This is a genomic window from Burkholderia sp. MBR-1 (genome assembly GCF_013822785.1).
GTDB lineage: Bacteria > Pseudomonadota > Gammaproteobacteria > Burkholderiales > Burkholderiaceae > Burkholderia > Burkholderia vietnamiensis.
Window position 1 is genome coordinate 1 of the sequence record NZ_CP053609.1, and the last position, 25777, is coordinate 25777.

General features: G+C 67.7%; 21 protein-coding genes. 12 read left to right on the top strand and 9 right to left on the bottom strand.

The window, feature by feature from the left end:
* From prmC to MBR110_RS00020, 4 genes are all read left to right on the top strand, one after another.
* A complete protein-coding gene (gene prmC / locus MBR110_RS00005) occupies window positions 1–843 on the top strand; it encodes a peptide chain release factor N(5)-glutamine methyltransferase (RefSeq protein WP_011883133.1) in 843 nt (280 codons plus the stop codon).
* Window positions 844–910: 67 nt separating this feature from the next.
* A complete protein-coding gene (gene grxD, locus MBR110_RS00010; protein ID WP_011883132.1) occupies window positions 911–1222 on the top strand; it encodes a Grx4 family monothiol glutaredoxin in 312 nt (103 codons plus the stop codon).
* A gap of 12 nt (window positions 1223–1234) precedes the next feature.
* Complete coding sequence (locus tag MBR110_RS00015) at window positions 1235–1831, top strand: UbiX family flavin prenyltransferase (protein WP_059475561.1); 597 nt, start codon at window positions 1235–1237, stop codon at window positions 1829–1831.
* 224 nt (window positions 1832–2055) lie between these two features.
* Window positions 2056–2847 carry a DODA-type extradiol aromatic ring-opening family dioxygenase gene (locus tag MBR110_RS00020; RefSeq protein ID WP_059457097.1) on the top strand — a complete coding sequence of 264 codons (792 nt, stop codon included), beginning with the start codon at window positions 2056–2058 and terminating at the stop codon, window positions 2845–2847.
* Between the two features lie 106 nt (window positions 2848–2953).
* Here MBR110_RS00020 and MBR110_RS00025 read toward each other — a convergent pair whose 3' ends face one another.
* Window positions 2954–4552, bottom strand: coding sequence for an APC family permease (locus tag MBR110_RS00025; RefSeq protein ID WP_060122169.1), 1599 nt, complete (start codon window positions 4550–4552; stop codon window positions 2954–2956).
* Window positions 4553–4971: 419 nt separating this feature from the next.
* Here MBR110_RS00025 and MBR110_RS00030 point away from each other — a divergent pair, with 419 nt between their 5' ends.
* Entirely contained in the window at window positions 4972–5175 is a 204-nt protein-coding gene (locus MBR110_RS00030) for a cold-shock protein (protein ID WP_006477070.1), read from the top strand.
* Between the two features lie 122 nt (window positions 5176–5297).
* On the opposite strand, the gene MBR110_RS00035 is transcribed toward MBR110_RS00030, so the two are convergent.
* The 3 genes from MBR110_RS00035 to MBR110_RS00045 all read right to left on the bottom strand — a co-directional run bounded on the left by MBR110_RS00035 (window position 5298) and on the right by MBR110_RS00045 (window position 9134).
* Window positions 5298–6548, bottom strand: coding sequence for an Hsp70 family protein (locus tag MBR110_RS00035; protein ID WP_059735583.1), 1251 nt, complete (start codon window positions 6546–6548; stop codon window positions 5298–5300).
* Window positions 6549–6837: 289 nt separating this feature from the next.
* Window positions 6838–7443 carry a nitroreductase family protein gene (locus MBR110_RS00040; protein WP_046423561.1) on the bottom strand — a complete coding sequence of 202 codons (606 nt, stop codon included), beginning with the start codon at window positions 7441–7443 and terminating at the stop codon, window positions 6838–6840.
* Between the two features lie 404 nt (window positions 7444–7847).
* Window positions 7848–9134 carry an MFS transporter gene (locus MBR110_RS00045; protein ID WP_011883126.1) on the bottom strand — a complete coding sequence of 429 codons (1287 nt, stop codon included), beginning with the start codon at window positions 9132–9134 and terminating at the stop codon, window positions 7848–7850.
* A 217-nt stretch (window positions 9135–9351) separates the two neighbouring features.
* Between MBR110_RS00045 and MBR110_RS00050 the strand changes: the two genes are divergently transcribed.
* Together MBR110_RS00050 and MBR110_RS00055 are read left to right on the top strand one after the other, a co-directional pair.
* Window positions 9352–9975, top strand: coding sequence for a TetR/AcrR family transcriptional regulator (locus MBR110_RS00050; RefSeq protein ID WP_011883125.1), 624 nt, complete (start codon window positions 9352–9354; stop codon window positions 9973–9975).
* A gap of 82 nt (window positions 9976–10057) precedes the next feature.
* A complete protein-coding gene (locus MBR110_RS00055; protein WP_045579409.1) occupies window positions 10058–10648 on the top strand; it encodes a DUF1415 domain-containing protein in 591 nt (196 codons plus the stop codon).
* Between the two features lie 81 nt (window positions 10649–10729).
* Here the strand turns inward: MBR110_RS00055 and MBR110_RS00060 are convergent, their stop codons facing one another.
* The 3 genes from MBR110_RS00060 to MBR110_RS00070 form a co-directional block, all read right to left on the bottom strand.
* On the bottom strand, window positions 10730–11620 hold the full coding sequence (locus MBR110_RS00060; protein ID WP_011883123.1) for a class I SAM-dependent methyltransferase: 891 nt from the start codon (window positions 11618–11620) through the stop codon (window positions 10730–10732).
* Between the two features lie 89 nt (window positions 11621–11709).
* Window positions 11710–12843: a methyltransferase gene (locus MBR110_RS00065; RefSeq protein WP_014722352.1), complete on the bottom strand. Its 1134-nt coding sequence runs from the start codon at window positions 12841–12843 to the stop codon at window positions 11710–11712.
* Window positions 12844–12941: 98 nt separating this feature from the next.
* Window positions 12942–13436, bottom strand: a complete 495-nt coding sequence (locus MBR110_RS00070) for an LEA type 2 family protein (RefSeq protein WP_011883121.1) — start codon at window positions 13434–13436, stop codon at window positions 12942–12944.
* Between the two features lie 645 nt (window positions 13437–14081).
* Between MBR110_RS00070 and MBR110_RS00075 the strand changes: the two genes are divergently transcribed.
* A complete protein-coding gene (locus tag MBR110_RS00075; protein ID WP_181709113.1) occupies window positions 14082–16250 on the top strand; it encodes a M1 family metallopeptidase in 2169 nt (722 codons plus the stop codon).
* A 115-nt stretch (window positions 16251–16365) separates the two neighbouring features.
* Here MBR110_RS00075 and MBR110_RS00080 read toward each other — a convergent pair whose 3' ends face one another.
* Both MBR110_RS00080 and MBR110_RS00085 read right to left on the bottom strand, forming a co-directional pair.
* On the bottom strand, window positions 16366–17394 hold the full coding sequence (locus MBR110_RS00080) for a transporter (protein ID WP_034193982.1): 1029 nt from the start codon (window positions 17392–17394) through the stop codon (window positions 16366–16368).
* Window positions 17395–17573: 179 nt separating this feature from the next.
* On the bottom strand, window positions 17574–18560 hold the full coding sequence (locus tag MBR110_RS00085) for a phage tail protein (RefSeq protein WP_181709114.1): 987 nt from the start codon (window positions 18558–18560) through the stop codon (window positions 17574–17576).
* 121 nt (window positions 18561–18681) lie between these two features.
* Here MBR110_RS00085 and MBR110_RS00090 point away from each other — a divergent pair, with 121 nt between their 5' ends.
* The 4 genes from MBR110_RS00090 (at window position 18682) to MBR110_RS00105 (ending at window position 25720) form a co-directional block, all read left to right on the top strand.
* A complete protein-coding gene (locus tag MBR110_RS00090) occupies window positions 18682–19527 on the top strand; it encodes a M15 family metallopeptidase (RefSeq protein ID WP_014722348.1) in 846 nt (281 codons plus the stop codon).
* 301 nt (window positions 19528–19828) lie between these two features.
* Window positions 19829–23770 carry a type VI secretion system membrane subunit TssM gene (tssM, locus tag MBR110_RS00095; RefSeq protein WP_011883115.1) on the top strand — a complete coding sequence of 1314 codons (3942 nt, stop codon included), beginning with the start codon at window positions 19829–19831 and terminating at the stop codon, window positions 23768–23770.
* The gene (gene tagF / locus MBR110_RS00100) at window positions 23767–24756 is read left to right on the top strand and encodes a type VI secretion system-associated protein TagF (RefSeq protein ID WP_011883114.1); all 990 of its coding nucleotides are present in this window, start codon (window positions 23767–23769) and stop codon (window positions 24754–24756) included. Before tssM ends, tagF begins: the two co-directional genes overlap by 4 nt.
* Before the next feature lie 4 nt (window positions 24757–24760).
* Entirely contained in the window at window positions 24761–25720 is a 960-nt protein-coding gene (locus MBR110_RS00105; RefSeq protein ID WP_046423571.1) for an OmpA family protein, read from the top strand.
* Window positions 25721–25777: the final 57 nt, after the last annotated feature.

Genomic DNA, 25777 nt, shown 5'->3' on the forward strand with positions numbered 1-25777 from the left:
ATGCCCGAGCTCACCGCCGACGATCTGTTGCGCGCGTCGCCGCTCGACGCGGTCGATGCACGCGTGCTGCTGTCGCACGCGCTCGGCTGGACCCGCACGCAGCTGATCACGCGCGGCGATGCGCCGCTCGAGCCGGCGGCGATCGCACGCTACCGCGCGCTCGAGGCACGCCGCGTGGCCGGTGAGCCGGTCGCGCAGCTCGTCGGGATGCGCGAGTTCTTCGGCCGGCCGTTCGACGTGACGCCCGACGTGCTGATCCCGCGCCCCGAAACCGAGCTGCTGGTCGAAGCCGCGCTCGACGCGATCGACGGCCGGCCGCATCCGGCCGTGCTCGATCTCGGCACCGGCAGCGGCGCGATCGCCGTGTCGATCGCGGCCGAGCGGCCCGACGCCCGCGTATGGGCGCTCGATCGCTCGCCGGCCGCGCTCGAAGTCGCGCAGCGCAACGCCGCCAAGCTGCTCGACGCGCGGCGCCCCGGCGGCCCGCTGCACTGGCTGCAGAGCGACTGGTACGCCGCGCTCGACCCGGCGCTCGCGTTCGATGCGATCGTCAGCAACCCGCCGTACATCGCGCAGCACGATCCGCACCTCGAGCAGGGCGATCTGCGCTTCGAGCCGCGCGGCGCGCTCACCGACGATGCCGACGGCCTGAGCGCGATCCGCACGATCGTCGCGGGCGCCGGCGCGCATCTGAAACCGGGCGGCACGCTGTGGATCGAGCACGGCTACGACCAGGCCGAAGCCGTGCGCGCGCTGCTCGCGTCGCACGGCTTCGTCGCGGTCGAATCGCTCGCCGATCTGGCCGCGATCGAGCGTACGACCGGCGGCCGCCTGCCCGGCTGACGCCCGGCCCGCGCGGATGAAATCCGCTATCATTTCGATCTAACGCCCCGCAAACGCAAGGTCAGTCATGGACACCCAACAACGTATCAAGCAAATCGTCGACGAAAACCAGGTCGTGCTCTTCATGAAGGGCAACGCGCAATTCCCGATGTGCGGCTTCTCGGGCCGCGCAGTGCAGGTGCTGAAAGCCTGCGGCGTCGATCAGTTCAAGACGGTCAACGTCCTCGAGGACGACGAAATCCGCCAGGGCATCAAGGAGTTCTCGAACTGGCCCACCATCCCGCAACTGTACGTGAAGGGCGAATTCATCGGCGGCTCGGACATCATGATGGAGATGTACCAGTCGGGCGAACTGCAGCAACTGTTCGCCGCCGCGTAAAGCCCGTCCCGCATGGCATCTCCCAGCGCGCCGCCACGCCGGCTGATCGTCGCGATCACCGGCGCCACCGGCGCGGTCTACGGCCTGCGGCTGCTCGACATGCTGCGCGCAGCCGGCGGCGTCGAGACCCACCTGCTGGTGTCGAACGCCGGCTGGCTCAACGTTCAGCATGAACTGAAGCTGTCGAAGGCCGACGTCGAAAGCCGCGCGGACGTCGTGCATTCGGTGCGCGACGTCGGCGCGACGATCGCGTCCGGCTCGTTCGCCACCGACGGCATGGTGATCGCACCGTGCTCGATGAAGACGCTCGCAAGCGTCGCACATGGTCTGTCGGACAACCTGATCACGCGCGCGGCCGACGTCACGCTGAAGGAACGTCGCCGTCTCGTGCTGATGGTGCGCGAAACGCCGTTCAACCTCGCCCATCTCCGCAACATGACCGCCGTGACCGAAATGGGCGGCATCGTGTTCCCGCCGCTGCCCGCGTTCTACGCAATGCCGAAGACGATCGAGGAACTCGTCGATCAGACCGTCACGCGTGTGCTCGACCTGTTCGCGCTCAGCGCGCCGATGACGACGCCGTGGGCCGGCATCCGGGCCGCGCAATGAGCCGCACGACGCGCCGTACATCGGCGTCGTTCTCCGCGTAACGCCACGCGATCTGCCCGCTAATCAGTCGAGGTGGGCGGCTTGCGATCGCGCCGACACCGCCGCGCCAGGCTTCGCGCCGATTATCAACTCCAGCGATTCAATCAAATTCCGCCCCAACCGTTTATTGACGCGTGGTACACGCCTATAGTCATAGGCAATCCGTTCCTGAAGGCTGCCTCACCATGAACCGCTTGCCGTCGCTTTACCTGTCCCACGGTGCGCCGACGCTGCCGATCGATCCGTCGCTGCCGTCGGCGGCGTTTACGCACCTCGGCGCCGAATTGCCGCGCCCGCGCGCGGTGCTGATGCTCTCCGCGCACTGGGGCACGCAGCAGCCGGTCGCGAGCGTCGCCGCGCAGCCTGAAACGATCCACGACTTCTACGGTTTTCCGCGGGCGCTGTACGAGATCCGCTATCCGGCGCCCGGCGCACCGGAGGTCGCCGAGCGCGCAGCCGCGTTGCTGAACGCGGCCGGCATCGCGACCGCGACGACCGAGCACGGCCTCGACCACGGCGCGTGGGTGCCGATGCTGCTGATGTTCCCGGATGCCGACGTGCCGGTCGCGCAGTTGTCGATCCAGCCGCGCGCCGACGCGGCCCATCATTTCGCGCTCGGCCGCGCGCTGCGGCCGCTGCGCGACGAAGGCGTGATGGTGATCGGCTCGGGCCAGATCACGCACAACCTGCGCGCGGCGGATTTCGGCGCGGCGCCGGAGGATGCGGACCCGCGCGTCGCCGAATTCACCGACTGGTTCGAGGCGCGCCTCGCCGCGCGCGATGTCGACGCGCTGCTCGACTATCGCCGGCAGGCGCCGCACGCGGCGCTCATGCATCCGACCGACGAGCATCTGCTGCCGGTGTTCGCCGCGCTCGGCGCGGCCGACGACGACTATCGGCTCGGCATCCAGTCGCTCGGCACGTATCAGCGCGTGCTGGCGATGACGAACTACGTGTTCGCGAGCGCCGCCGCCTGAACCCGGCGCGGCGCTCGGCGCACCAACAAAAAGCCCGCCGGAGCGATGCTCCGGCGGGCTTTCGTATGTTTGCTGCCGCCGCCGAATCCGGCGGCAGTCGATCGCGTCAGGCGCCGATCCCTTCGAGGATCTCGTCGTGCGATTCGCGCTCGTCGAGGTACTGCGTCCGGTAGCCGGTATTCACGCCCCAGAAGTAGAACCCGAGCGAGATCACCGCGACGACCAGCATGTCCCAGCCGTACGGCAGCACGCCGTGACCGCCGAACTCCTTGCTGCCGATCAGCGACAGCACGGCCATCGTCGGCAGGTAGGCGACCAGCCACCACGCGGCCTTCAGGTCCGCGCCCCAGCCGCCCCAGCCGGCCTTCGCCTGGAAGAAGAAGTACACCGGCAGCGCGACGACCATCAGCAGGATGATTTCGCCGGTCAGCGGCCACTTCGCCCAGTACAGGATCAGCGACGCGCAGACGAACGCGAACGGGGCGATCAGCTTCATCAGCGGAATCGACAGCGGACGCTCGATCTCGGTAGCCGCGCGGCGCAGCGCCATCAGGCTGATCGGGCCGGTCAGGTACGAGATCACCGTCGCGACCGAGATCACCGCCGCGAGCGAGCTCCAGCCGCGGAAGAAGAACAGGAACACGAACGACACGAGCAGGTTGAACCACATCGCCTGGCGCGGCACGCCGTAGATCGGATGCACGTTGCCGAACATCTTCGGCATCGTGTTGTTGCGCTCCATCGCGTAGATCATGCGGGTGGTCGTCGCCATGTAGGTCGTGCCGGTGCCGCTCGGGCTGATGAACGCGTCGACGTACAGCAGGATCGCAAGCCAGTTCAGGTTCAGCGCGATCGCGAGCTCCGCGAACGGCGACGAGAAGTTGAAGTGCGCCCAGCCCTTCGCGACGTCGGCCGGGTTGACCGAGCCGATGTAGGCCATCTGCAGCAGCACGTAGATCACCAGCGCGAGCAGGATCGACGTGATCACCGCGAACGGCACGCTGCGCGACGGATTGCGCGCTTCGCCGGCGAGGTTCACCGGGCTCTGGAAGCCGTTGAACGCGAACACGATGCCGCTCGTCGCGACCGCGGTCAGCACTGCCGACCAGCCGTACGGCGCGAAGCTCGCATTCGACGCCGTGCCGAGGTTTTCCGAGTGGAAGCTCGACAGCATCAGCCCGAGGATCGTGAGGCCCGGAATCAGGAACTTGAAGATCGTGATCGCGGTGTTCGCCCGCGCGAACGCCTTCACACCCCAGTAGTTCAGCAGGAAGTAGATGACGACCAGCACGGCCGACAGCAGCAGCCCCGGTGTCGATAATTCGCCGTTCACGAACAGCGCATGCGCCCAAGGATAGGGCCACGTGCTCATGTACTGAATCGACGCTTCGGCTTCGATCGGAATCACCGACACGATCGCGATCCAGTTCGCCCAGGCGCTGATGAAGCCCACCAGCGAACCGTGCGAGTAGCGCGCATAGCGCACCATGCCGCCCGACTCGGGGAACATCGCGCCCAGTTCCGCATACGTCAGCGCAATCGCGAGAATCACGACCGCACCGATGATCCACGCGCAAATCGCCGCCGGACCGGCGATCTTCGCGGCTTTCCAGGCGCCGAACAGCCAGCCCGAGCCGATAATCGAACCCAGCCCCGTCAGCATCAATGCAAACGGGCCGATGTTCCGTTGAATAGAACTCTTCACATCCTCTCCTGTGTCTCAAAAAGCATGGTCGGCCTGCGGTCCGGGATCGGCTCGGACAGCACCGCGCACGCATTCTTGGGGGGACGGGACACCCGATCGGGGCAACCCGTCCGCGCGGCGCGTAGTTTAACGGTTGCACCTGCGAGTTGGCGCCAAAATCGTTCGACCCCTACAAAAAATTCGCGCCCCTTGCAAGTTTTGTAAACCTGAACTCCGCAATAACCCTGAGTGAATGGAAATACGGTTGACCGCGCGACCGATTAGCCGTATAAACAACGTTGCAGGATTTCAAGCGGCGAGTGAATTGGTTCTTTCGTAGTTCGCCCATCAACGGTACTCCGGTGGTCCTATTACCCCTTCCTTGATTTTCCGCACCCCATGGGCTTCGGCCCCGTTTTATCTTTTTAGGAACAAGTAACATGGCAACCGGTACCGTCAAGTGGTTCAATGACGCAAAGGGCTTCGGCTTCATCACCCCGGAAGGCGGCGGCGACGATCTGTTCGCGCACTTCTCGGAAATCCGCGTCGAAGGCTTCAAGACGCTGCAAGAAAACCAGAAGGTTGAATTCGAAGTGAAGACGGGCCCGAAGGGTCTGCAAGCTGCGAACATCCGTCCGGTCTAAGTTCGGCGCGATATTTCGTGTAGAAAAGCCCCGCTTCGGCGGGGCTTTTTGTTTTTCCGGCACGGCACGGCGCGGCAGCATGGCCGGGCCGCCGGCCGCTTCGCGCGGCCGGCTCGTCCCGTTCAGCCGAACAGGCGCTGCGCGTGAATGCCGAGCCCCGTCGCGACGCTGGCGAGGCGATCGCCGAACACCGGCTGCGCGTCCGGGAACGCACCGGCCAGCGCACTGGAGAGAAACGCCAGCCCGGTCGAGCCGCCGGTGAAATACAGTGCGCCGACGTCGCGCGGCGCGACGCCCGCGAGCCGCACCGTTTCGCGCGCCGCCTCGACGATGCGCGCGGTGTCGTCCACGCTCGCGGCCACCAGACGGTCGGCGTCGAAGGCGATCTGCAGATCCTCTTCGACGTCGTTCAGGTCGATCATCGTCTCCCCGCCCGCCGCCACGCCGATCTTCGCCTCCTCCGCGCGCGCCATCAGCGCGTGCCCGAGCCGTTGCTCCACCACACGCAGCAGCCGCTCGTGCTGCCGCACGTCCAGGTAGAGGTGCTTCATCAGCTTCAATTCGCCCACGCGCTTCGGCGTGTAGATGGTGTTGATGAGGTGCCAGGTCGCGAGGTCGAAGTAGATCCGGTTCGGCAGTTCGCGGCCTTCGGGATCGAGCGCACGGTAGCCGAACGCGGGCAGGATCGCCGCCAGTTCGACGCGCCGGTCGTAATCGGTGCCCGCGACGTGCACGCCGTGGTGCGCCAGCACGTCGTCCTTGCGTTCGAGACGCGCCATCCGCTGCGGCCCGACCCGCACCAGCGAAAAGTCGGACGTGCCGCCGCCGATGTCGGCGACCAGCACGAGCCGCTCCGCCTGCTGGCGCGACTCGTAGTCGAACGCGGCCGCGATCGGCTCGTACTGGAAATGCACGTCGGAGAAGCCGACCGCACGTGCGGCTGCTTCGAGTTGATTCTGGGCAAGGCGGTCCGCGCGCGGATCGTCGTCGACGAAGAACACCGGCCGGCCGAGCACCGCGCGGCCGAGCGGCGCGCGCGCCTTGGCCTCCGCCTTGCGCTTCAGGTGCGTGAGGAAGCGCGCGATGATCTCGGTGTACGCGATTGCGCTGCCGTCGCCGAGGTCGGTCGTGGTTTCGGCGAGCGGCGAGCCGAGGATGCTCTTCATCGAGCGCATCAGGCGGCCGTCGAAACCGTCGATATAGGACGCGAGCGCCGCCCGGCCGAATTCGACGGTTTCCTCGTCGTTGTTGAAGAAGATCGCGGTGGGCAGCGTCAGGTGCTCGCCCTCGACGGGCGCGAGACGCATGCCGTCGCCGTCGGGCAGCGCCACGGCGGAGTTGGATGTGCCGAAGTCGATCGCGCAGTAAGTCATCGGAAGGTGCCGCAACGTGGCCGGCGCGAAAACGGAAAGGACGGGCTTTTTAACATGAAGCCCGCCGGATCACAACCGGGACGGGCATCGGTATCGCGCCGCGGTTCGATCAGACGAATCGGTGTGTCGGTTGTGACCGTGGTCGGCGCACCGGATTGGTGGTGCGGGCGGCAGCGGCGCGTTGGCCGGGCTGGCCGGGCTGTTCGCACCGTCAGCGCCGTCACGCGCTCGCCACACCGGCGCGCGGCCGACGCGCGGCTCGCCCGCACACCGAGCCGCGCTCGGCGGCTCAGGCCGCCGCGTCGAAGCCCTTCTTCCACGCGCCGGCATACGCGATCTCGCCGATCGCATGGCGCGTGCGCGGCGCCTTTTCGCGGTCGCGCAGCACCGGATCGAGCTTGTCGACGTTGCCGTAGTGGCCGAGCGAGATGATTGCCGGAATCGCGACGTCGGCCGGGATCTCGAACGCGTCGCGGAACGCCTTCGCGTCGAAGCCGCTCATCTGGTGCGCGGCGAGCCCGAGCGCGTGCGCCTGCAGCACCAGCGACATCGCGGCCGCGCCGGCGTCGTACAGCGCGGTCGGCGCCGGTTCGCCCTTCGGCGTGAGCGTGTGCGCGGTGACGGCGATCAGCACGGGCGCCGGCGCGTTCCACCCCTGGTTGAACGGCACCAGCGTCGCGAACGCGCGTTTGAATGCGGCTTCGTCCTGCGTGCGATCGAACACGATGAAGCGCCACGGCTGCGCGTTGTACGCGGACGGCGCCCAGCGCGCGGCTTCGAGCACCGCGTGCAGATCGGCGGCGCTGATCGGCTCGTCCGAATACGCGCGCGGGCTCCAGCGGCCCGAGATCAGATCGTGAATCGAAACAGTGGTGGGGGCAGGTTTGACGGACATGCGGTTCCTCGCTGACATCGATGAAGGGGCGCGAACGCCCGGCGAACCGCAAGCATAACCGCTTGGGCGATCACGCGCCCGCACATCCCGCGCAATGCAAATCGACGATCCTGCATAGGCTCGCGAAGCCGGCCAGCGCGGGCCGCAACCGGCTTGCCGAGCATCGCGCGCGACCTCGGCCGGTCGATCTATACGGGGGCAGCCGCGCAACCGTGCGTGCCCCGCATGGCCCTGCGTGCGCGGTGCGTGCCTCATGCGTGCCTGATGCACACCTCGTGCGCCCCCCTGGATACCCGTGCATGCTTCCTGCGTGCGCCGTGTGCCCCGTGCGCGCCTCGTACATGCCTCTTGCGCGCCCCGCGCGCAGGCGCCGTGCGCCGTGCGCCCCCGCCGGCCAACCACCCTCAAACAGCCGGCTGCGCCGCAGCCCGCGACGGGCCGCGGTTGATCCGCAGCACGATGAGCGCGCCGACGATGCACAGCCCGCCCGAGATCATCGAAGCAACCGTGTAGGTGCCGAGGCTCGCCCGCAGCAGCCCGGCGCCGAGCGCCGCGAAGGCCGCACCGAGCTGGTGGCCGGCGACGATCCAGCCGAACACGACGGGCGCCGCCGCCTTGCCGAACACGTCGGTGGCGAGCCGCACGGTCGGCGGCACGGTCGCGATCCAGTCGAGCCCGTAGAACATCGCGAACAGCGGCAGCCCGAAGAAGTCGATGCCGAACGCATGCGGCAGATAGATCAGCGACAACCCGCGCAGCCCGTAGTACCAGAACAGCAGCACGCGATTGTCGTAACGGTCGGACAGCCATCCCGACAGCGTCGTGCCGAACAGGTCGAATACGCCCATCGCGGCCAGCAGCGACGCGCCCTGCACTTCGGTCATCCCGTAGTCGCTGCACATCGCGATCAGGTGCGTGCCGACGTAGCCGTTGGTGCTCGCGCCGCAGATGAAGAAGCTGAAGAACAGCAGCCAGAAGTCGCGCGAGCGGCTCGCCGTCAGCAGCGTGCGGAACGCGACCGCGAGCGGATTCTCCTTGGTCGCGTCGGGCGCTGCCGGCGCGTCGGCCGGCTCGCCGTACGGGCGCAGCTTCACGTCGGCCGGCCGCTCGGGCAGCAGGAACGCGACCAGCGGAATCACCAGCGCGGCCGCCACCGCGACGACCAGCACCACCGGGCGCCAGCCGTGGCGCTGCGCGATCGCGGCGAGCATCGGCAGGAATACCAGTTGGCCGGTGGCCGTGCTCGCGGTCAGGATGCCCATCACGAGGCCGCGCCGCGCATGGAACCAGCGCGTAACGAAGGTCGCCGACAGCGTCAGCGCGACCACGCCGGTCGAGCAGCCGACCATCAGCCCCCACACCACGACCATCTGCCAGCTTTGCGTCATCATCGACGACAGCGCGACGCCCGCGCTCAACGTGACCAGCGCGGTGAGGATCGTCGGCCGCAGCCCGAAGCGCTGCATCGCCGCCGCCGCGAACGGGCCGGTCAGCCCATACAGCGCGATGTTGACCGAAATCGCCAGCGAAATCGCCGCGCGGCTCCAGCCGAGTTCGCGCTCGAGCGGCACCATCAGCACGCTGGGCGTCGCCCGCGTACCGGCCGCCGCCAGCAGGATCAGGAAAACCACCGCCGCCGCGAGCCATCCGTAGTGAAAGCGCCCGCCGATTCGTGTCACCGCCCAGTTCATCTCGTCGTTCTCCAGTTGGCGGCCCGCGCTCGCGCATGCGCCGCCACGTCACCGCCGGGCCACCTCCGCCGCACGCTGCGTCGGCTGACCCTGGCCGACACCTGGCATTTGTCCGTCGCTCCGATCAGCGTTGTTACCGACCGGTCACAAGTGTGTTGCGATCGTAGTGACCAGTCGGTAACATGTCAAGCAATTCACCATGCAGTCGAGGGTCATCATGTCGGGCATCGAGGCGGCCAACAAGGCGCCGGCACGCCGCACGCGGCGGCCGGTCACCGCGGCCGCCGCGCAGGAGCATCTGCTGCGCGCAGCAGAGGAGCTGTTTTACAGGGAAGGCGTGCGGGCGGTCGGCGTCGAGGCGGTCGTGGAACGCGCGGGCGTCAACAAGATGAGCCTGTATCGCCAGTTCTCGTCGAAGGACGAGCTGATCCTCGCCTATCTGGAGCGGATGGATGCGTGCTTCTTCGAGCGTTTCGATACGAGCGTCGCGAAGCATCCGGGGCAGCCGAAGGCGCAGCTGATCCAGTATTTCGTCGATCTCGCCGAGCGCGCGACGCAGCAGGACTATCGCGGCTGCCCGTTCGTCAACGTCGCGGCCGAGTTTCCCGACGCGTCGCACCCGGCGCGCGAGCGCGTCGCGCAGAACAAGGCGCTGCTGATGAAGCGGCTCGTCGAGCTGTGCGAAGGCGCCGGCGCGCGCGCGCCGCAGGCGCTCGCCGATGCGCTCGCGCTCGTGATCGAAGGGATCTACGCAGCCAGCCAGACCTACCGGCACGGCGAAACGCCGATCGGCACCGCGCCCGCGCTGGCGACGCAGCTGATCGAGGCCGCGTGCGCATGACGGACGACGCAGGTCAGATTGCAGCGCGCGCCCGCCGGCTACAATGCGCCCCTCGCTGCCGCGCTACCCGACCGCCTTCGCCATGACCGACACCCGCCCCGGCCCGCACGATTCCCACGATTCGCACGACGACATCCTCGCCGCCACGCGGCACTGGCTCGCGCGCGCGGTGATCGGGCTCAATCTGTGCCCGTTCGCGAAGAGCGTGTACGTGAAGGAGCAGGTGCGCTACGCGATCAGCGAGGCGACGACGCTGGAAGACGCGCTCGCCGATCTCGAAACCGAGCTGCGCGCGCTAGAAGCGGCCGATCCGCAGCGTATCGACACCACGCTGCTGATCTTTCCGCGCGCGTTCGCGGACTTCGTCGACTACAACGATGCGCTGTTCTTCGCCGACCGGCTCGTGCAGCAATTGCGGCTCGGCGGCGTACTGCAGATCGCGAGCTTTCACCCGGCGTACCGGTTCGAAGGCAGCGAAGCCGACGACATCGAGAACTACACGAATCGCGCGCCTTACCCGATGCTGCACCTGCTGCGCGAGGACAGCATCGCGCGCGCGGTCGACGCGTTTCCGGACGCGTCCGCGATCTACGAGAAGAACCAGCAGACGCTGCGCCGCCTCGGCCACGACGGCTGGCGCGAATGGATGGAGCGGCCGGGCGACGACGTCTGACCCGTCGCGCGCCGGCCGCCCGGCGCACGCCACACGCGACGCACGGCACACCCGCGGCGTGCCTGACGTACGCCCCGCGCGTCAGCCCGCGTGATCGGCCGCAGGCTGCGCGTCCGGCGCCGCGGCCGCCGGCACGAAGAAGCGCTCGTTCAGCTCGGCGAGCCCGAACATCGCGAGGATTTCGTTCAGCCGCTCGCTGGGCTTGCGGCGCGGCAGGTTCTTGTATTGCGCGATGATCAGCTCGTTCTTCATCGAGTGCTCCCAGCCGACCAGCTCGGTCACGCTCACCTGATAGCCGTGCGCCTCGAGTTGCAGGCAGCGCAGCACGTTGGTGATCTGGCTGCCGAATTCGCGCGTATGCAGCGGATGCCGCCACACTTCCGTCAGCGCATTCGCGAGCGACTTGCCCTTGTTCTTGCGCAGCACGCCGGCGACTTCCGCCTGACAGCACGGCACCAGCACGATGTGCTGCGCGCGCTTGGCGAGCGCGAAGCGGATCGCATCGTCGGTGGCCGTATCGCACGCATGCAGCGCGGTGACGACATCGACCGTCTCGGGCAGCTGCGGCGACGTGATCGAATCGGCGACCGACAGGTTCAGGAACGACATCCCGCCGAACCCGAGCCGCGCGGCCAGCTCGGCCGAGCGCGTGACGAGCTCCTCGCGCGTCTCGATCCCGTACACGTGCGACGCGAACGCCGGCGTGCCGTGTCCCGGCTGCTGCTTGAAGAACAGGTCGTACAGGATGAAGCCGAGATACGACTTGCCGGCGCCGTGATCGACGAGCGTCACGCTGCCCTTGTCGGCCTGCACGCTCGCAAGCAGCGGCTCGATGAACTGGAACAGGTGATACACCTGCTTCAGCTTGCGGCGGCTGTCCTGGTTCAGCTTGCCGTCGCGGGTCAGGATGTGCAGTTCCTTGAGCAGCTCGACGGACTGCTCCGGACGGATTTCGTAGGTCTTGTTCGACATCGTGAAGCGGCGCCGGGCCACGGTCGGTCGACCACGGCCCGGCGGCGGGGATTCGTGAGGAATGGCGACAGTTTACCGAAAATGCGCGCTCAGGCTCGCGCGCCGAGCCGCCAGAGCGACGTGACCTCCGCGCGGCGCGCCGCGTGGAGCGGGTCGTCCGCGTCGGCGGCCTTCGGATGCGCGGGGCGGATGTCTTCGCGGCCGAGCACGACCAGCCCGGCTTCGTCGATCCATTGCAGCAGCGTGTCGCGCGAGCGCAGGCCGAGATGCTCGGCAAAATCGGACAGGATCAGCCAGCCTTCGCCGCCCGGTGCGAGATGCGCGGCGAGGCCCGACAGGAAGCCGCGCAGCATGCGGCTGTCGGGATCGTAGACGGCGTACTCGATCGGCGCGCTCGGGCGGGCCGGCACCCACGGCGGATTACAGACGACGAGCGGCGCACGGCCGGCCGGAAACAGATCGGCCGCGACGACGTCGACGCGATCGGCATGGCCGAGCCGCGCGACGTTCTCGCGCGCGCATGCGAGCGCGCGCGGATCCTGGTCGGTCGCGACGACGTGCTCGACGCCGCGCGCCGCCAGCACGGCCGCGAGCACGCCGGTGCCGGTGCCGACGTCGAACGCGAGCGAGGTGGCCGGCAGCGGCGTGCGCGCGACGAGTTCGACGTATTCGCCGCGCACCGGCGAGAACACGCCGTAATGCGGATGGATCGGCGCGCCGCCGAGCGCGGGAATCGGCACGCCCTTCTTGCGCCATTCGTGCGCGCCGACGAGGCCGAGCAGCTCGCGCAGCGACACGACCGACGGCGTGCCGCCCGGCCCGTAGGCTTCCTCGCACGCGGCGCGCACGTCGGGCGCGCGGCGCAGCGGGATCGTGTAGTCGGCGTCGAGCGGAATCAGCACCATGCCGAGCGTGCGGGCGCGCTGCGACTGCGCGAGGCGGTGCAGATTGAACGCGTCGACGCCGGCCGCGGCCTTCGCCTTTTTCGGCTTGCGTTCGACGCGCCGCGCCAGCGCCTGCACGAGCTGGCGCGCGTTCTGGAAGTCGCCCTGCCAGACCAGCGCGGTGCCCTCGCACGCGAGGCGGTAGGCGGCGTCCGCGGTGATGCGGTCGTCGGCCGGCACGGCGCGCCGCGGCGGCTGCACGCCCGCTTCGGAGCGCCAGCGCACGGCATGTTCGACGCCGTCGGCGTCGGTCCAGTGGAAAACGGGGAAATCGGTCACGCGAGCTCGGCTACGGTTGGCTTCAGACAGGCGGTGCAGACGCACCGCGCGGACGACACCATACCGCGCTTTGCCCGTCCCGGCAAAACGGCGGCCGGCTAGCCGCCCCACGCCGGCAGCGCCGGCATGCGCAACGTGCCGGCGTCGCGAAAGTGCACGGCGCCGAGCGCGCCGCCCGCGAGCCGCCCGCGCAGCGCATACGGCAACTCGCCGCTCGCGGCCGCGCCGGGCAGATTCCACGCCTGGCGCGCGGCAGCGAATGCCGACACGGACACCGGCACGTCGATCACGGCCTCGCCGAAGCGCGGCACGACGCCCGAGCGATCGCTGACGCCGCTCGCGAACGGCGAGCCGTTCACCTCGAGCGCGACCGAGATGCCGTCGTATTCGATCGGCGTGTCGTTCGGGTTCTGCACGCGCAGCTTGAGGGCGAAGCGCATCTCGAGGCCCTGTCCGGGCAGCGGATCGAGCCCGGCGACCGTCACGGACACGGGCTCGCGCGTGAGGCCCGCGCAACCGCCGAGCATGAACAGCGCGGCGAACAGCAACAGCGCGGCGCGCAGCGGTGCGATACGGAACAGGGCGCGGGTCATCGGCAGGCCTCCTTGGCGGCAATCGGCGGAATGGATCGTCGCTGCATTGTACCGACCGCGCCCCGATTCGTAGTTTCCACTTCGCGGCGAGATCGTTAATAGATTAAAACTACGGAAACGACTGAAGCCTCCGAAAGCGAATTAATACCGACCGGCATTCAATGCCATGCAAAAAATTCTAGATATACGCTTTCTAATTTTTTCGTTTCCTTTACCCAAAACCATCAAGTATATTTACGCATCCTTCGAGCAGGCCGACAAACCTCGAAGCCGCATGACGGCGATTTTACGGAACGGCGACATGCCGTCCTGCCGTACTGCGGCCCGGCCCGGTCCGCCCCGTGGGTCGTCGTTTCAAAGGGAATCAAGGGAATGCGCGCCCGCGCAGGGCGCGCGGCCCCGTGTCGTGTGCGCGAAATCAATTCAGTACAACCCGCGCACGGCCATTTTGAACCGGCAAGTCAACCGATATCCGGAAACACAGAGGGGGCAGTAAACCATGATTACCTTCACGTAGTCGGCCGCCGTCTTTTTCGAATAAACCGTCATTGGCATCCGTCATCGCCACCGATTAACGGCGAGGGATTTCCTTTGCCGGCGTTTTCGCAGCACTGAACGATTCTTTCAACAATCGAGGTTTCAGTCATGCCGATCAACATTCAGAAGATGCGTTATCTGCCGCTGGTTGCCGCACTCGCGCTCGCGGGCTGCGGCGGCGACGACGGCGGCTCGGGCTCCGCTTCCGCGCTCAGCTCGGCCGGTGCGCCGCAATCGAGCTCGTCGCCGGCGGTCGCCACGGCGCCGAGCGCGTCCAACGTCGACAAGAGCGTGTCGCCGGTCGAACTGCCGGACACCGTGGTGCCCGTCAACTACCGGCTGTGGTTCCGCCCGAACGAAACGCTGAACGCGTTCGACGGGCGTGCGGACGTCGAAATCAAGGTGCTGAAGCCGGTCAACAACATCGTGATCGCCGGCCACCGGATCAAGTTCACGAACGGCCGCATCACGCTGCAGCCGGGCAACATCCAGCTGATCGCGACGCCGCAGGACAAGGGCGACTTCTACCAGCTGCGCCCCGCTGCCGGCACGATCGCACCGGGCAACTATTCGCTGCACATGGAGTGGTCGGGGATCATCAACTTCAAGTCGTACGACGATCCGGTGAACCACACCGGCGGCAGCTGCGGCGACGATCCGTATCCGGGCTGCTCGGCCGCCGAAGGCGTGTTCCGCGTCGACCTGAAGAGCACCGACGGCACGACGAGCGGCGCGATCCTCACGCAGGGCGAAACCAACCTCGCGCGCCAGTGGTTCCCGGGCTGGGACGAACCGGCGTTCCGCCCGACCTATGAAGTGACGGCCGAAGTGCCGCAGAACTGGCGCGTCGTGTCGAACGCGGCGGAGAAGCCGTCGACCAACGTCGGCGGCGGCTACAAGCTCGTGCAGTTCGAGAAGACGCCGCCGATGCCGTCGTACCTGTTGTTCTTCGGCGGCGGCATGTTCGACACCTACGAGGACAACTTCACGAGCCCGCTGCCGGGTGCCAAGGGCAGCCTGCACCTGCGCGTGTTCACGCCGCCGGGCATGAGCGACTGGGCGAAGCCGGCGATGGACCGCACCAAGCAGGCGCTCGACTTCTACTACCGCTACACGGGCATCCCGCTGCCGCTGACGAAGTTCGACACGGTCGCCGCGAACGACGCGTTCAAGGAGCAGAAGGACCTGAACTTCGGCGGGATGGAGAACTGGGGCTCGATTCTCGAGTTCGCCGACGACATCCTGCCGCAGCCGGGCCAGCCGATGTCGCATTACGGTAACGAGGTGCTGACGCACGAAGTCGCGCACCAGTGGTTCGGCGACCTCGTCACGACCGACTGGTGGGACAACGTGTGGCTCAACGAGTCGTTCGCGACGTTCTTCGAAAACAAGACGACGATCCAGTTCTTCCCCGACGAGTTCAGCTGGCTCGACCAGGTGAAGAACAAGTACCGCGTGATCAACCGCGACATCGGCCCGAACGCGTTCCCGGTCGCGCCGAACTTCAACGATTGGGCGTCGAACGACTTCGTGCTGAGTGCCAGCGCGTTCACGTACGACAAGGGCGGCCATGTGCTGAAGACGCTCGAGAACTATCTCGGCGAGCAGACCTTGCGCAAGGGCCTGCAGCAGTACCTGGTCGACTACTCGTTCGGCAACGGTACGCCGAAGCGCCTGTGGGACGAGCTGTCGAAGGCGAGCGGCCAGCCGGTCGGCCCGATCGGCGACAGCTACGTGCGTCAGACCGGCGTGCCGCTGGTCACGCTCGACACGCAGTGCGACATGACGAAGAACCAGACGATCGTCACGCTGAAACAGCAGCCGTTCCCGAACACGAACGCGTATCCGGGCCTGCAGTGGACGGTGCCGATCACGCTCGCGTACGGCCAGGGGCTCGCACAGCGCACGACGCTCGCGCTGAAGGACACCCAGGCGCAGACGCGCGTCGACGGCTGCACGGGCGTGGTCGCCGATCCGAGCGGGCTCGACTACTACGTCGTGAACTACAGCGACGCCGCGTGGAGCGGGCTGCTCACGCAGGTCAACAGCTCGACCGATCCGGTGCTGCTCGCGAACCTGAAGAGCGAGGCCGCGCTGCTCGTCGCGAACAACCTCGCGCCGGCTTCACGCTCGACGTCGATCGGCTCGGTCGCTTCGCCGGCCGCGATGAAGCTGCGTCAGACGCCGAGCTTCGGCGGCATCGCACCGACGACGAAGGAGCGTCCGTCGCTGCGCTACCAGGGCATGTTCAAGCCGCGCAAGACGCTGGTGCAGTAACGGCGACGGCGGCGCTCGCCCGGCCGGTGCCGCCGCATGCGCGGCGCCGGTCGGCGTTCGAACCGTCTGGTCCTGCGCCGGGCCCCGCATGCGGGGTCCGTTTTTTTGCGCGCCGCTAGCGCTCGCCGCGCCGGCGAAACGCCCACCATGCGGCCAGCGCGGTGAAGCCGGCCACCAGCAGCACCATCAGCCAGAAGCCGTGCTTGTTCTCCGCGAACGGCACGCCGCCGACGTTCATCCCGAAGAAGCCAGCGACGATGTTGATCGGCAGCGCGATCACCGTGACGAGCGTCAGCGTGAACAGCGTCCGGTTGTTCTGCTCGTCGAGCCGCGAGCCGATCTCCTCCTGCAGCAGCTTGATGCGCTCGTTGAGCCCCGACAGATCGCCGAGCACCAGCGAGAACTCTTCGGTCGACTCGCGCAGCTCCTGCACGTCTTCGGCATGCAGCCATGCGGGCGGTTTCGCGAGCAGCCGGAAGATCGAGCCGGGCTCGGGCGCGAGCATGCGCTGCAGGCGCGTCAGCGTGCGGCGCAGCGCGCCCAGCTCGACGCGATTCGACGTGAGCCGCTGCGACAGGAAGCGATCCTCGATGCGGTCGACGTCGACGCTCGTGCGCCGCATGATCTGAATCAGCAGGTCGGCCTGGTCGCGCAGCAGATGCACGAGCAGCTCGGCCGGCGACCGGAAGCGCTCGCCGTCGCGCACGCACGCGCGCAGCGTGTCGACCGAGCGCAGCGGCTTCATCCGCGCGGTGACCATGATGCGCCGCTCGACGTGGACGAACAGCGTCGCGATCTCCGACGGCGTCAGCTCGAGGTTGAACATCACGTCGTTGACGATCGCGCGCAGCGCGCCGTCTTCCTGCTCGATGCGCGTCGAGCGCGAGCCTTCGTGCAGGAACGCGAAGAAGCTGTCGGGCAGGCCCAGGTGCGTGCGCATCCAGCGCTCGCTCGCGCCGTGCGCCAGATTGAAGTGCAGCCAGACGAAGTCGTCCGCGGCGGACGCATCGCGCGCGCGGCACGTGCGCAGCCATGCGGCCGCTGCCTCGGCATCGAGCGTCGCGCCCGATCCACCCGGCGTGAAACGGAATCCGCACACCATGCCGGACGTATCGGCGCCGTAAGTCTGTACGATCAGGTCCATCGTGTCGAAGGTCGTGCCGCGTCGGTCGCGCCGGAAAATGAAAGGAAACGTATGCCCGACGCATGTGACGCGCGCGTGACGCGCTCGCCGTCACCCGCTGCGGGCACGGCGACGGCCCAAACGCAATGCGCCGCCCGGAGGGCGGCGCATTGGCGACGAACCGATCGGCGTGACGCCGGTTACTGCCGCGTCTCCGACGATTGCGCCGCGCTCGGGCACGCCGGATCCTTGCCCCAGTGACCGTCGCACACGCGCCAGCGGCACAGCTGATCCTCGAAGAAGCCGCGCTGTTCGCATTCCTTCACGCGCGCGGCGAGCGAACCGCCGGTCGTCGCGGCCGTCTTGGTCGGCGCGGCCTGCGCCTTCTGCGCGGCGGCCTTCTTGTCGGCCGGCTTGGTGCGTGCGACGAGCGCGGCCAGCAGATCCGCATCCGGATCGTCCTTCGCCGAGGCCTTCGCGTTCGCGGTGCGCGCCGTCGCGTCGCGCCGCTTCTTCGCCTGTGCGAGCTCCGCCTGCTGCTCCTTGTGGCGCTTGCGCGCTTCCGCCCTGGTTTCGGTCTTCGTGTCTGCCTTCGCGTCGGCCTTGCCGCGTGCGGCGAGCTTGTCGCTCTTCGCGCCGTTGGCCTTCGCGCTCTTCGTCGCAGCGGCGGCGGCCGTCGCGGCGGCGACGCCGGTCGCGGCCGTGCCCGATGCGTCGGCGGCGCCGTTCGCGAGCGCGCGCGACAGGCGGCTGTTGTCCGCGCCCGACGCCGCGGACGATGCGGATGCAACGGTTTGGGATGCGGCGTCGTCATTGACGATCGTCGCCGGTTGCGCGGCCGGCGTCGCGGACGCGGCCGAGGCGGCATTCTGCGCGACCTGCGCGGCAGCGCCGCTGGCGGGCTCGGCCTTCGCGGGCGCCTGAGCAGGCGCGGCCGCCACGACGGCGGGCTCGGCTGACTGCTGCTGCCAGCGCCACGCGCCCCAGCCGCCCACCGCCACCACCAGTGCGGCGATCGCCGCGATCGGCGCCTTCAGCGAACGGCGCGGCGCTTCGGCCGGCGGCGTGACGCGTCCTTCCAGATTCGCGAGAATGCGCGACTGCTGCGGCCCGCCCTCGCCTGCCGGTTTGGTGTCGGACAGGAGGCTAGGCGGGGTTTTCGAATTGGTATTTTCCGGCGCACTCATTCAGCGTCTCATTGAATCCTGGTTTAATTCACCGCGATAATATAGCCCGGCCTCTCAAGGCAGCCTGATTCTAAGAGCAAGCATTGCAAAACACAATCAATTCCAATTTCCGGGGATATCGTTGATTGCCGTCGCCCTCGTCGCCTATTTCGCCCTCGCCGTCGCGGTCGCGGCACTGTTGCTTTTACCGGGTATCCGCGCGGCCGTTTTCGATTCGGTCGCGCAATTTCATGGCCGCCTGACGCGCCGTGCAACCGATCGCGCCGCCCGCACGCGCAGTCAAATTGTTAAATCGGCAAGCGTTACGCGCGGCGCATTAAGCGATGTGCAAAATTTACTGATTCGACGGCGCTTGATGATTATGGTATCGGCAGGTATTCTTGCGACGCCGCCATTGGTGGCCATTGCGTTACGCGGTCGGCAATTGTTTCAGTACGACGACACCGCGCGCGTGCCCGACGAGAAGATCGCCGCGCTGTTGCAGGGCGAGCAGCTCGTGCCGCCGCCGCCGTTGCCGCCTGAAGTGTTTGCGACGCGGGAGGTCGAGCAGGTGCGGCCCGCGCTCAAGGATGCGAGCCGCGACTGGAACCTGCTGGATCCCGATTTCCGTACGCGTTTGCTGCTGGTCTACAAGATCATGCACGAACAGTATGGTTACGAGATGGCGCTGCTGGAGGGTTATCGGAGTCCGGAACGTCAGAACCGGCTCGCGCAAATGGGCACCAACGTGACCAATGCGGCCGCTTTCCAGAGCTATCACCAGTTCGGGCTCGCAGCGGACAACGCATTCCTGCGCGACGGCAAGCTGGTCATTTCCGAGAAAGATCCGTGGGCGATGCGCGGCTACCAGTTGTACGGGCAGGTTGCCGAGCAGGTCGGCCTGACGTGGGGCGGCCGATGGAAAATGATGGATCTCGGACACGTGGAATACCATAAACCCGGTTTTAAACTGGGACGCGGCAGCTAGTCATGGCTGCCGGACAAGAAATAATGAGGGCGGCATGGGGCTTTTCAAACACCCGGCAGGAAATGATTTGGGCGGCGCAATCGATCGGGCATTCCGTTGCGCGATTTTTTCGGGCGCCCGCTTCCGTTTTAATTCTCACAGCATCCTTTCATTAATGCGCGCGCCTTCTCCGATGCCGCGGGCGCATTGATGCCAGCCCTTTTCATCCCGCCAGACAGCGCGGCGACACATCGCGGCGCCACGCTGTCCGCTCGGCGCGCCCGCGTCGCCTCACCGAATCGCACCGGAACCTGAACGTCCTATGCAACGCATCCTCAACGTGCTGACTCATCCGCGTACGCTCTCGATCGTCGGGATCGTCGCGCTAGCGGCGATTCTCTTCATCGTCGCCGACATGCTGCAGCTGCCGCTGCTGTGGGCCGCGCTCGCGTTCGCGGCGATCCTCGTGCTGTGGCTCGCCGTCGCGTTGTGGCGCCGCTGGCGCGTGAAGCGCGCGAACCAGCAGCTCGGCCAGGTGCTCGAAGAACAGGCCGAAACCGGCAAGATCACGGCGCCCGCCGCGGCCGCGCTCGCGCCCGACACGAAGACCGCCGACCTCGACGTGCTGCGCACGCGCCTGTCCGATGCGGTGAAGACGATCAAGACGTCGAAGATCGGCCAGGTGTCTGGCGGCTCCGCGCTGTACGAACTGCCGTGGTACATCGTGATCGGCAACCCGGCCGCGGGCAAGAGCAGCGCGGTGCTGAACTCCGGCCTGCAGTTCCCGTTCGCCGACAAGAACAGCGCGGTGATCCACGGCATCGGCGGCACGCGCAACTGCGACTGGTTCTTCACGACCGAAGGGATCCTGCTCGACACGGCCGGCCGCTACTCGGTGCACGAGGAAGACCGCAGCGAGTGGCTCGGCTTTCTCGGCCTGCTGAAACGCTACCGGCCGAAGGCGCCGATCAACGGCATCATCGTCACCGCGAGCATCGCCGAGCTCACCGGCAACCGCCCCGAGTTCGCGATCAACCTTGCGAAGAACCTCCGTCAGCGCGTCCAGGAGCTGACCGAAAAGCTCGAAGTGTTCGCACCGGTCTACGTGATGTTCACGAAGGCCGACCTGATCACCGGCTTCACCGAATTCTTCAGCAGCAGCGACAAGCACGAATACGACCGCGTGTGGGGCGCCACCCTGCCCTACGAGCCGGACGAGAAGCGCGACGTCGTCACGCTGTTCGACGAGCGCTTCGAGGAGCTGTACGAGGGGCTGAAGGAGATCAGCGTCGCGCAGCTGTCGCTGTCGCGCGGCAACCAGCTGTCGCCGGGCCAGCTCAGCTTCCCGCTCGAATTCTCGACGATCAAGCCGGCGCTGCGCGCGTTCCTCGCGACGCTGTTCGAGAACAACCCGTTCCAGTACAAGCCGATCTTCCGCGGCTTCTACTTCACCAGCGCACTGCAGGAAGGCGAGACCAACAGCGCCGCCGCGCAGCGCATCGCTCAGCGCTTCGGCCTCGACGCGAGCGCGCTGCCGAAGCCGCACAGCGCATTTTCGAAGAACGGCTTCTTCCTGCGCGACCTGTTCTCGAAGGTGATCTTCGCGGACCGCCAGACCGTGCGCCAGTTCGCGAGCCCGACCAAGACGCGGCTGCGTTACGCAACCTTCTTCGGCTTCGTCGCGGCGCTCGCGCTCGCGCTCGGCGGCTGGACCTGGTCGACGATCGGCAACCAGCAGCTCGTCGCCAACGTGCAGGCCGACCTCGACAACGTCACGCGCCTGCAGCAGGGCCGCAACGACCTGCAGTCGCGGCTGCAGGCGATGGACATTCTCGAAGACCGCATCGAGCAGCTCGAGCAGTTCCGCCGCGACAAGCCGATGTCGGTGTCGCTCGGCCTGTACCAGGGCGACCGCCTCGAGCAGCATCTGCTGACCGAGTACTACAACGGCGTGCGGCAGATCCTGCTCGCGCCGGTGTCGCAGAATCTCGCGTCGTTCATGAAGGACGTGAACGCGCACCCCGAGCAGCTCGTGCCGATGACGCGTCCGCCCGAATCGGGCGCGGTGCAGGGCGGCGCGATGCCGGTCTCGACCAATCCGCCGGGCGCCACGCCGCTCGCCGGCGCCGCGCAAGGCGCGTCGGCCACGCCGGCCGCCGCGCCGCAACAGCCGGCGGCACCGCAGGGCGGCCTCTACAGCGACGCGTCGCCGACCAACGTGCAGGACGCGTACAACGCGCTGAAGACCTACCTGATGCTCGCCGACAAGCGTCACGTCGAGCAGGCGCACCTGACCGACCAGCTTGCGCGCTTCTGGCGCGGCTGGCTGGAGACGAACCGGGGCAACATGCCGCGCGACGAGATGATCAAGAGCGCCGAGCGGATGATCTCGTTCTATCTGTCGCGCGTGAACGACGACGACTGGCCGATGATCGACGCGAACCTCGCGCTGGTCGACCAGACGCGCGAGAACCTGCGCCGCGTCGTGCGCGGCATGCCGGCGCGTCAGCGCGTCTACGAGGAAATCAAGGCGCGCGCGTCGACCCGCTTCGCGCCGATGACCATCGCGCGCATCGTCGGCGACGGCAACCAGGGGTTGATCGCCGGCAGCTACGCGATTCCGGGCACGTTCACGCGCGAAGCGTGGTTCGACTACGTGCAGCCGGCGATCCGCGACGCGGCGACCAAGGAACTGCAGGCGAAGGACTGGGTGCTGAACACGTCGACGCAGGACGACCTGACGCTCGAGGGCAGCCCCGAGCAGATCCAGAAGACGCTGGTCGGCATGTACAAGACCGAATACGCGCAGCACTGGCAGAAGTTCATGCAGGGCATCGCGGTGCAGGGCTTCACGAGCTTCGGCCAGGCCGTCGACGGGATGAACCGCCTGGGCGACCCGCAGGATTCGCCGATCCGCAAGATCCTCGAGACCGCGTACGACCAGACCTCGTGGGACAACCCGTCGCTCGCGAACGTGACGATCAAGAAGGCGCAGACGGGCGTCGTGAACTGGGTGAAGCAGTGGTTCACGCGCTCGCAGGCCGGCCAGATGGCGGCCGCGAACATCGACATCAACGGCAATCCGGCCGAGGTGCCGATGGGTCCGATCGGCCAGGAGTTCGTCGGGCTCGCGCGGATCGTCGCGACGCACGACGGCACGTCGATGCTCAAGGGCTACATGGACACGCTGTCGAAGGTGCGCACGCGCTTCAACGTGATCAAGAACCAGGGCGACCCCGGCCCCGGCGCGCGTCAGCTGATGCAGCAGACGCTCGACGGCAACGGCTCGGAGCTGGCCGATTCGCTGAAGTTCGTCGACGAGCAGATGCTGACGGGCCTCACCGATTCGCAACGCAAGTCGCTGCGTCCGCTGCTGGTGCGGCCGCTGATGCAGGCGTTCTCGGTCGTGATCCAGCCGGCCAGCGCGGAAGTGAACAAGGTGTGGAACGCGCAGGTGTACCAGCCGTTCCAGAGCTCGCTCGCGACCAAGTACCCGTTCGCGCCGAACGCGAAGGTCGAGGCCGGCGCCGGTGAAATCGCGCAGGTGTTCGGTCCGGACGGCGCGATCGCGAAGTTCGTCGGCACGACGCTCGGGCCGCTCGCGGTGCGCCGCGGCGACACCCTCGCCGCGCGCACGTGGGGCGACATGGGCATCGGCCTCACGCCGGACTTCACGAACGGCTTCGCGCGCTGGGTCGCGCCGCTCGCGGGCGGTGCGGCAGGCGGCGCGGCCGCCGCGTCCGAACCGCAGACCGTGTTCCAGATCCTGCCGCAGCCGAGCACCGGCACGACCGAATACACGATCGCGATCGACGGCCAGCAACTGCGCTACCGCAACACGCCGCCGCAGTGGACCAACTTCGTGTGGCCGAACCCGCAGGGTTCGCCCGGCGCGACGCTGTCCGCGACGACCTTCGACGGCCGCACGGTGCAGCTCGTCAACGAGCCGGGCCGCTACGGTCTCGAGAAGCTGATCAACTCGGCGCAGCGCAAGCGCCGCCCGGACGGCACGTTCGATCTGACGTGGGTCCAGGGCAGCGTGAACGTGTCGGTGACGATGCGCATCATCAGCACGTCGCAGCCGACCGGCGGCGGCGGCGACCAGCCGCAGCAGCAGAGCCTGCGCGGCCTGCAGCTGCCGTCGTCGATCGCCGACGCGAGCGCCGGCGCCGCACAGAACGCGACGCAGGCGGGCGCCGGCGCGCCGGCCGCGGCACCGGCCGTCGCGGCCGCCACCGCAACGAATGCACAGGGGGCGCAATGACGCAAACCGTTCAGGCGCAGATCGCCTACTTCGGCAAGATTCCGTCGCGCGGCGACTTCGTGAAGAGCCCGCACAACCCGCAGCTGCTGCAGACGCTCGATCGCTGGATCGCGCAGGCGCTGGAGCTGCTCGCGGAAGATCCGCGCTGGAAGATCGTCTACGAGGATGCGAAGCCGATGCATTTCGCGTTCCTCGGCTCGCGCAGCAAGCTGGCGATCGCCGGGCACATGGTCGCGAGCCATGACGTGTCGATGCGCCGCTTCCCGTTCCTCGGCGCGACCGCGCTGGAGGTCGAGCGGCCGCTCGCGTTCCTCGCGCGCAGCCCGCTCGCGTTCGCGCGGCTGTGGTCGCGCGTCGCCGCGCAGATGCCGGCGCTGCTCGCGAAGGAGGAGCCGCCCGGCGCGCTGCAGGCGCTCGGCGACACGCAGGTGCCGATCGACGTCGGCGGCCCCGGCACGTCGCACGACGGCACCTTCAACGACTTCGTCGAACACCAGTCGCTGTACGGGCTGCAGCAGATGCTGCTCGAGAGCGGCCATCCGGTGCGGCTGCGCGGCGCGATGCTCGCGCTCGGCTCGCTGCTGCGGCCGGTGATGCAAAGCGGCTCGTCGCACATCGAGCGCGGCCTGACGCTACCGCTGCCGGTCGATCCGTTCTACCGAAGCCTCGTCGCCGCGTTCTGGCTCGAACTGATCGCACCGTTCGTCGCGCAGGCCGATTTCGAGCTCGCGATCTTCATCGGCACGATCGCCGAGCGCGAACGGCTGATCGTCGGCTTCAACGGTGCGTCGTCGAAGACGCTGCTGAGCGTCGTCGATCCGCAGACCTACGCCGCCCACAACATCGACATCGACGATCCCGAGTGGATCGACGCCCATGCGCAAAACGACCACCGGATCAGCAAGCTCGTCAGCTACCTCGACCAACCGCAACTGTCGCTGCGCGTCGCCATCGACGCGTTCCGCGAAGCGTTCATCGGAGGCTGACGCGATGCAACGCACGATTCACGCACGGCGCACGCGCCTGCTGCCGTTCTTCGCCGCGCTGGCTGCGGCCGGCCTCGTCGCCGGCAGCGCCTACGCGCAGAACACGGGCGGCGCGACCGTCACGCCGGTCGGCAACGGCACGGTCGCGACGACGGCGCTGCCGTCTACGCCGAATGCGAGCGCCGCACCGGGGGCCGCGCCCGGCACGGCGTCGGGCACGGTCGTGCACGGCACGGCCGGCACGATCACGCCGCCGCCGGCGAACGCGACGCCCGGCCAGGTGGTGGCCGGCGGCAAGGTGCCCGACGAGGCGACCAAGGCCGCGGTACTGCAGAAGCTGCGCGACACGTACGGCGCGGCGAACGTGGTCGACCAGATCGAGGTGGGCGACGTCGCGACGCCGCCGAACTGGAGCACCAACGTGCAGAAGCTGCTCGGCGCGCAGCTCAAGCAGATCAGCAAGGGCCAGTTGAAGATCAACGGCACGCAGATCGAGGTGAAGGGCGAGGTGCACAACGAAGCGCAGCGCCAGCAGCTCGCGAGCGACATGGCGAATTCGCTGAACCCGACCTACACGATCAAGAACGGGCTGCGCGTGTCGGCGTCCGAACAGGGCGTGCTCGACCAGACGCTCGCGAACCGCACGATCGAGTTCGAGACCGGCAGCGCGACACTGACGCCGCAAGGCAAGCAGATTCTCGATCAGATGGCGGCGGCGCTGGCGAAGATGCAGAACCGCACGGTCGACATCATCGGGCACACCGACAACTCCGGGAACCGGACCTCGAACATAGCGCTGAGCCAGGCGCGCGCGGATGCGGTGAAGGGCTATCTGATCACGAAGGGCATCCAGCCTCAGCAGATGACGACGACGGGCGTCGGGCCGGATCAGCCGATTGCGCCGAACGATACGGCGGACGGGCGGGCGAGGAACCGACGGATCGAGTTCCGGGTCGGGCAGTAGACGCGCGGGCGCGGGCATGGCGAGCCGACGGCAGGACGCCGGTGAACGCAGCCCGTG

What these genes read in the sequence shown, in the direction of transcription:
- MBR110_RS00060 (WP_011883123.1), bottom strand. Translation starts at nt 11,620, where the DNA reads ATGTCGAACAAGACCTACGAAATCCGTCCGGAGCAGTCCGTCGAGCTG.
- MBR110_RS00075 (WP_181709113.1), top strand. Translation starts at nt 14,082, where the DNA reads ATGCCGATCAACATTCAGAAGATGCGTTATCTGCCGCTGGTTGCCGCA.
- grxD (WP_011883132.1), top strand. Translation starts at nt 911, where the DNA reads ATGGACACCCAACAACGTATCAAGCAAATCGTCGACGAAAACCAGGTC.
- MBR110_RS00050 (WP_011883125.1), top strand. Translation starts at nt 9,352, where the DNA reads ATGTCGGGCATCGAGGCGGCCAACAAGGCGCCGGCACGCCGCACGCGG.
- MBR110_RS00085 (WP_181709114.1), bottom strand. Translation starts at nt 18,560, where the DNA reads ATGAGTGCGCCGGAAAATACCAATTCGAAAACCCCGCCTAGCCTCCTG.
- MBR110_RS00030 (WP_006477070.1), top strand. Translation starts at nt 4,972, where the DNA reads ATGGCAACCGGTACCGTCAAGTGGTTCAATGACGCAAAGGGCTTCGGC.
- MBR110_RS00105 (WP_046423571.1), top strand. Translation starts at nt 24,761, where the DNA reads ATGCAACGCACGATTCACGCACGGCGCACGCGCCTGCTGCCGTTCTTC.
- MBR110_RS00045 (WP_011883126.1), bottom strand. Translation starts at nt 9,134, where the DNA reads ATGAACTGGGCGGTGACACGAATCGGCGGGCGCTTTCACTACGGATGG.
- MBR110_RS00055 (WP_045579409.1), top strand. Translation starts at nt 10,058, where the DNA reads ATGACCGACACCCGCCCCGGCCCGCACGATTCCCACGATTCGCACGAC.
- tssM (WP_011883115.1), top strand. Translation starts at nt 19,829, where the DNA reads ATGCAACGCATCCTCAACGTGCTGACTCATCCGCGTACGCTCTCGATC.
- prmC (WP_011883133.1), top strand. Translation starts at nt 1, where the DNA reads ATGCCCGAGCTCACCGCCGACGATCTGTTGCGCGCGTCGCCGCTCGAC.
- MBR110_RS00040 (WP_046423561.1), bottom strand. Translation starts at nt 7,443, where the DNA reads ATGTCCGTCAAACCTGCCCCCACCACTGTTTCGATTCACGATCTGATC.
- tagF (WP_011883114.1), top strand. Translation starts at nt 23,767, where the DNA reads ATGACGCAAACCGTTCAGGCGCAGATCGCCTACTTCGGCAAGATTCCG.
- MBR110_RS00015 (WP_059475561.1), top strand. Translation starts at nt 1,235, where the DNA reads ATGGCATCTCCCAGCGCGCCGCCACGCCGGCTGATCGTCGCGATCACC.
- MBR110_RS00020 (WP_059457097.1), top strand. Translation starts at nt 2,056, where the DNA reads ATGAACCGCTTGCCGTCGCTTTACCTGTCCCACGGTGCGCCGACGCTG.
- MBR110_RS00070 (WP_011883121.1), bottom strand. Translation starts at nt 13,436, where the DNA reads ATGACCCGCGCCCTGTTCCGTATCGCACCGCTGCGCGCCGCGCTGTTG.
- MBR110_RS00080 (WP_034193982.1), bottom strand. Translation starts at nt 17,394, where the DNA reads ATGGACCTGATCGTACAGACTTACGGCGCCGATACGTCCGGCATGGTG.
- MBR110_RS00035 (WP_059735583.1), bottom strand. Translation starts at nt 6,548, where the DNA reads ATGACTTACTGCGCGATCGACTTCGGCACATCCAACTCCGCCGTGGCG.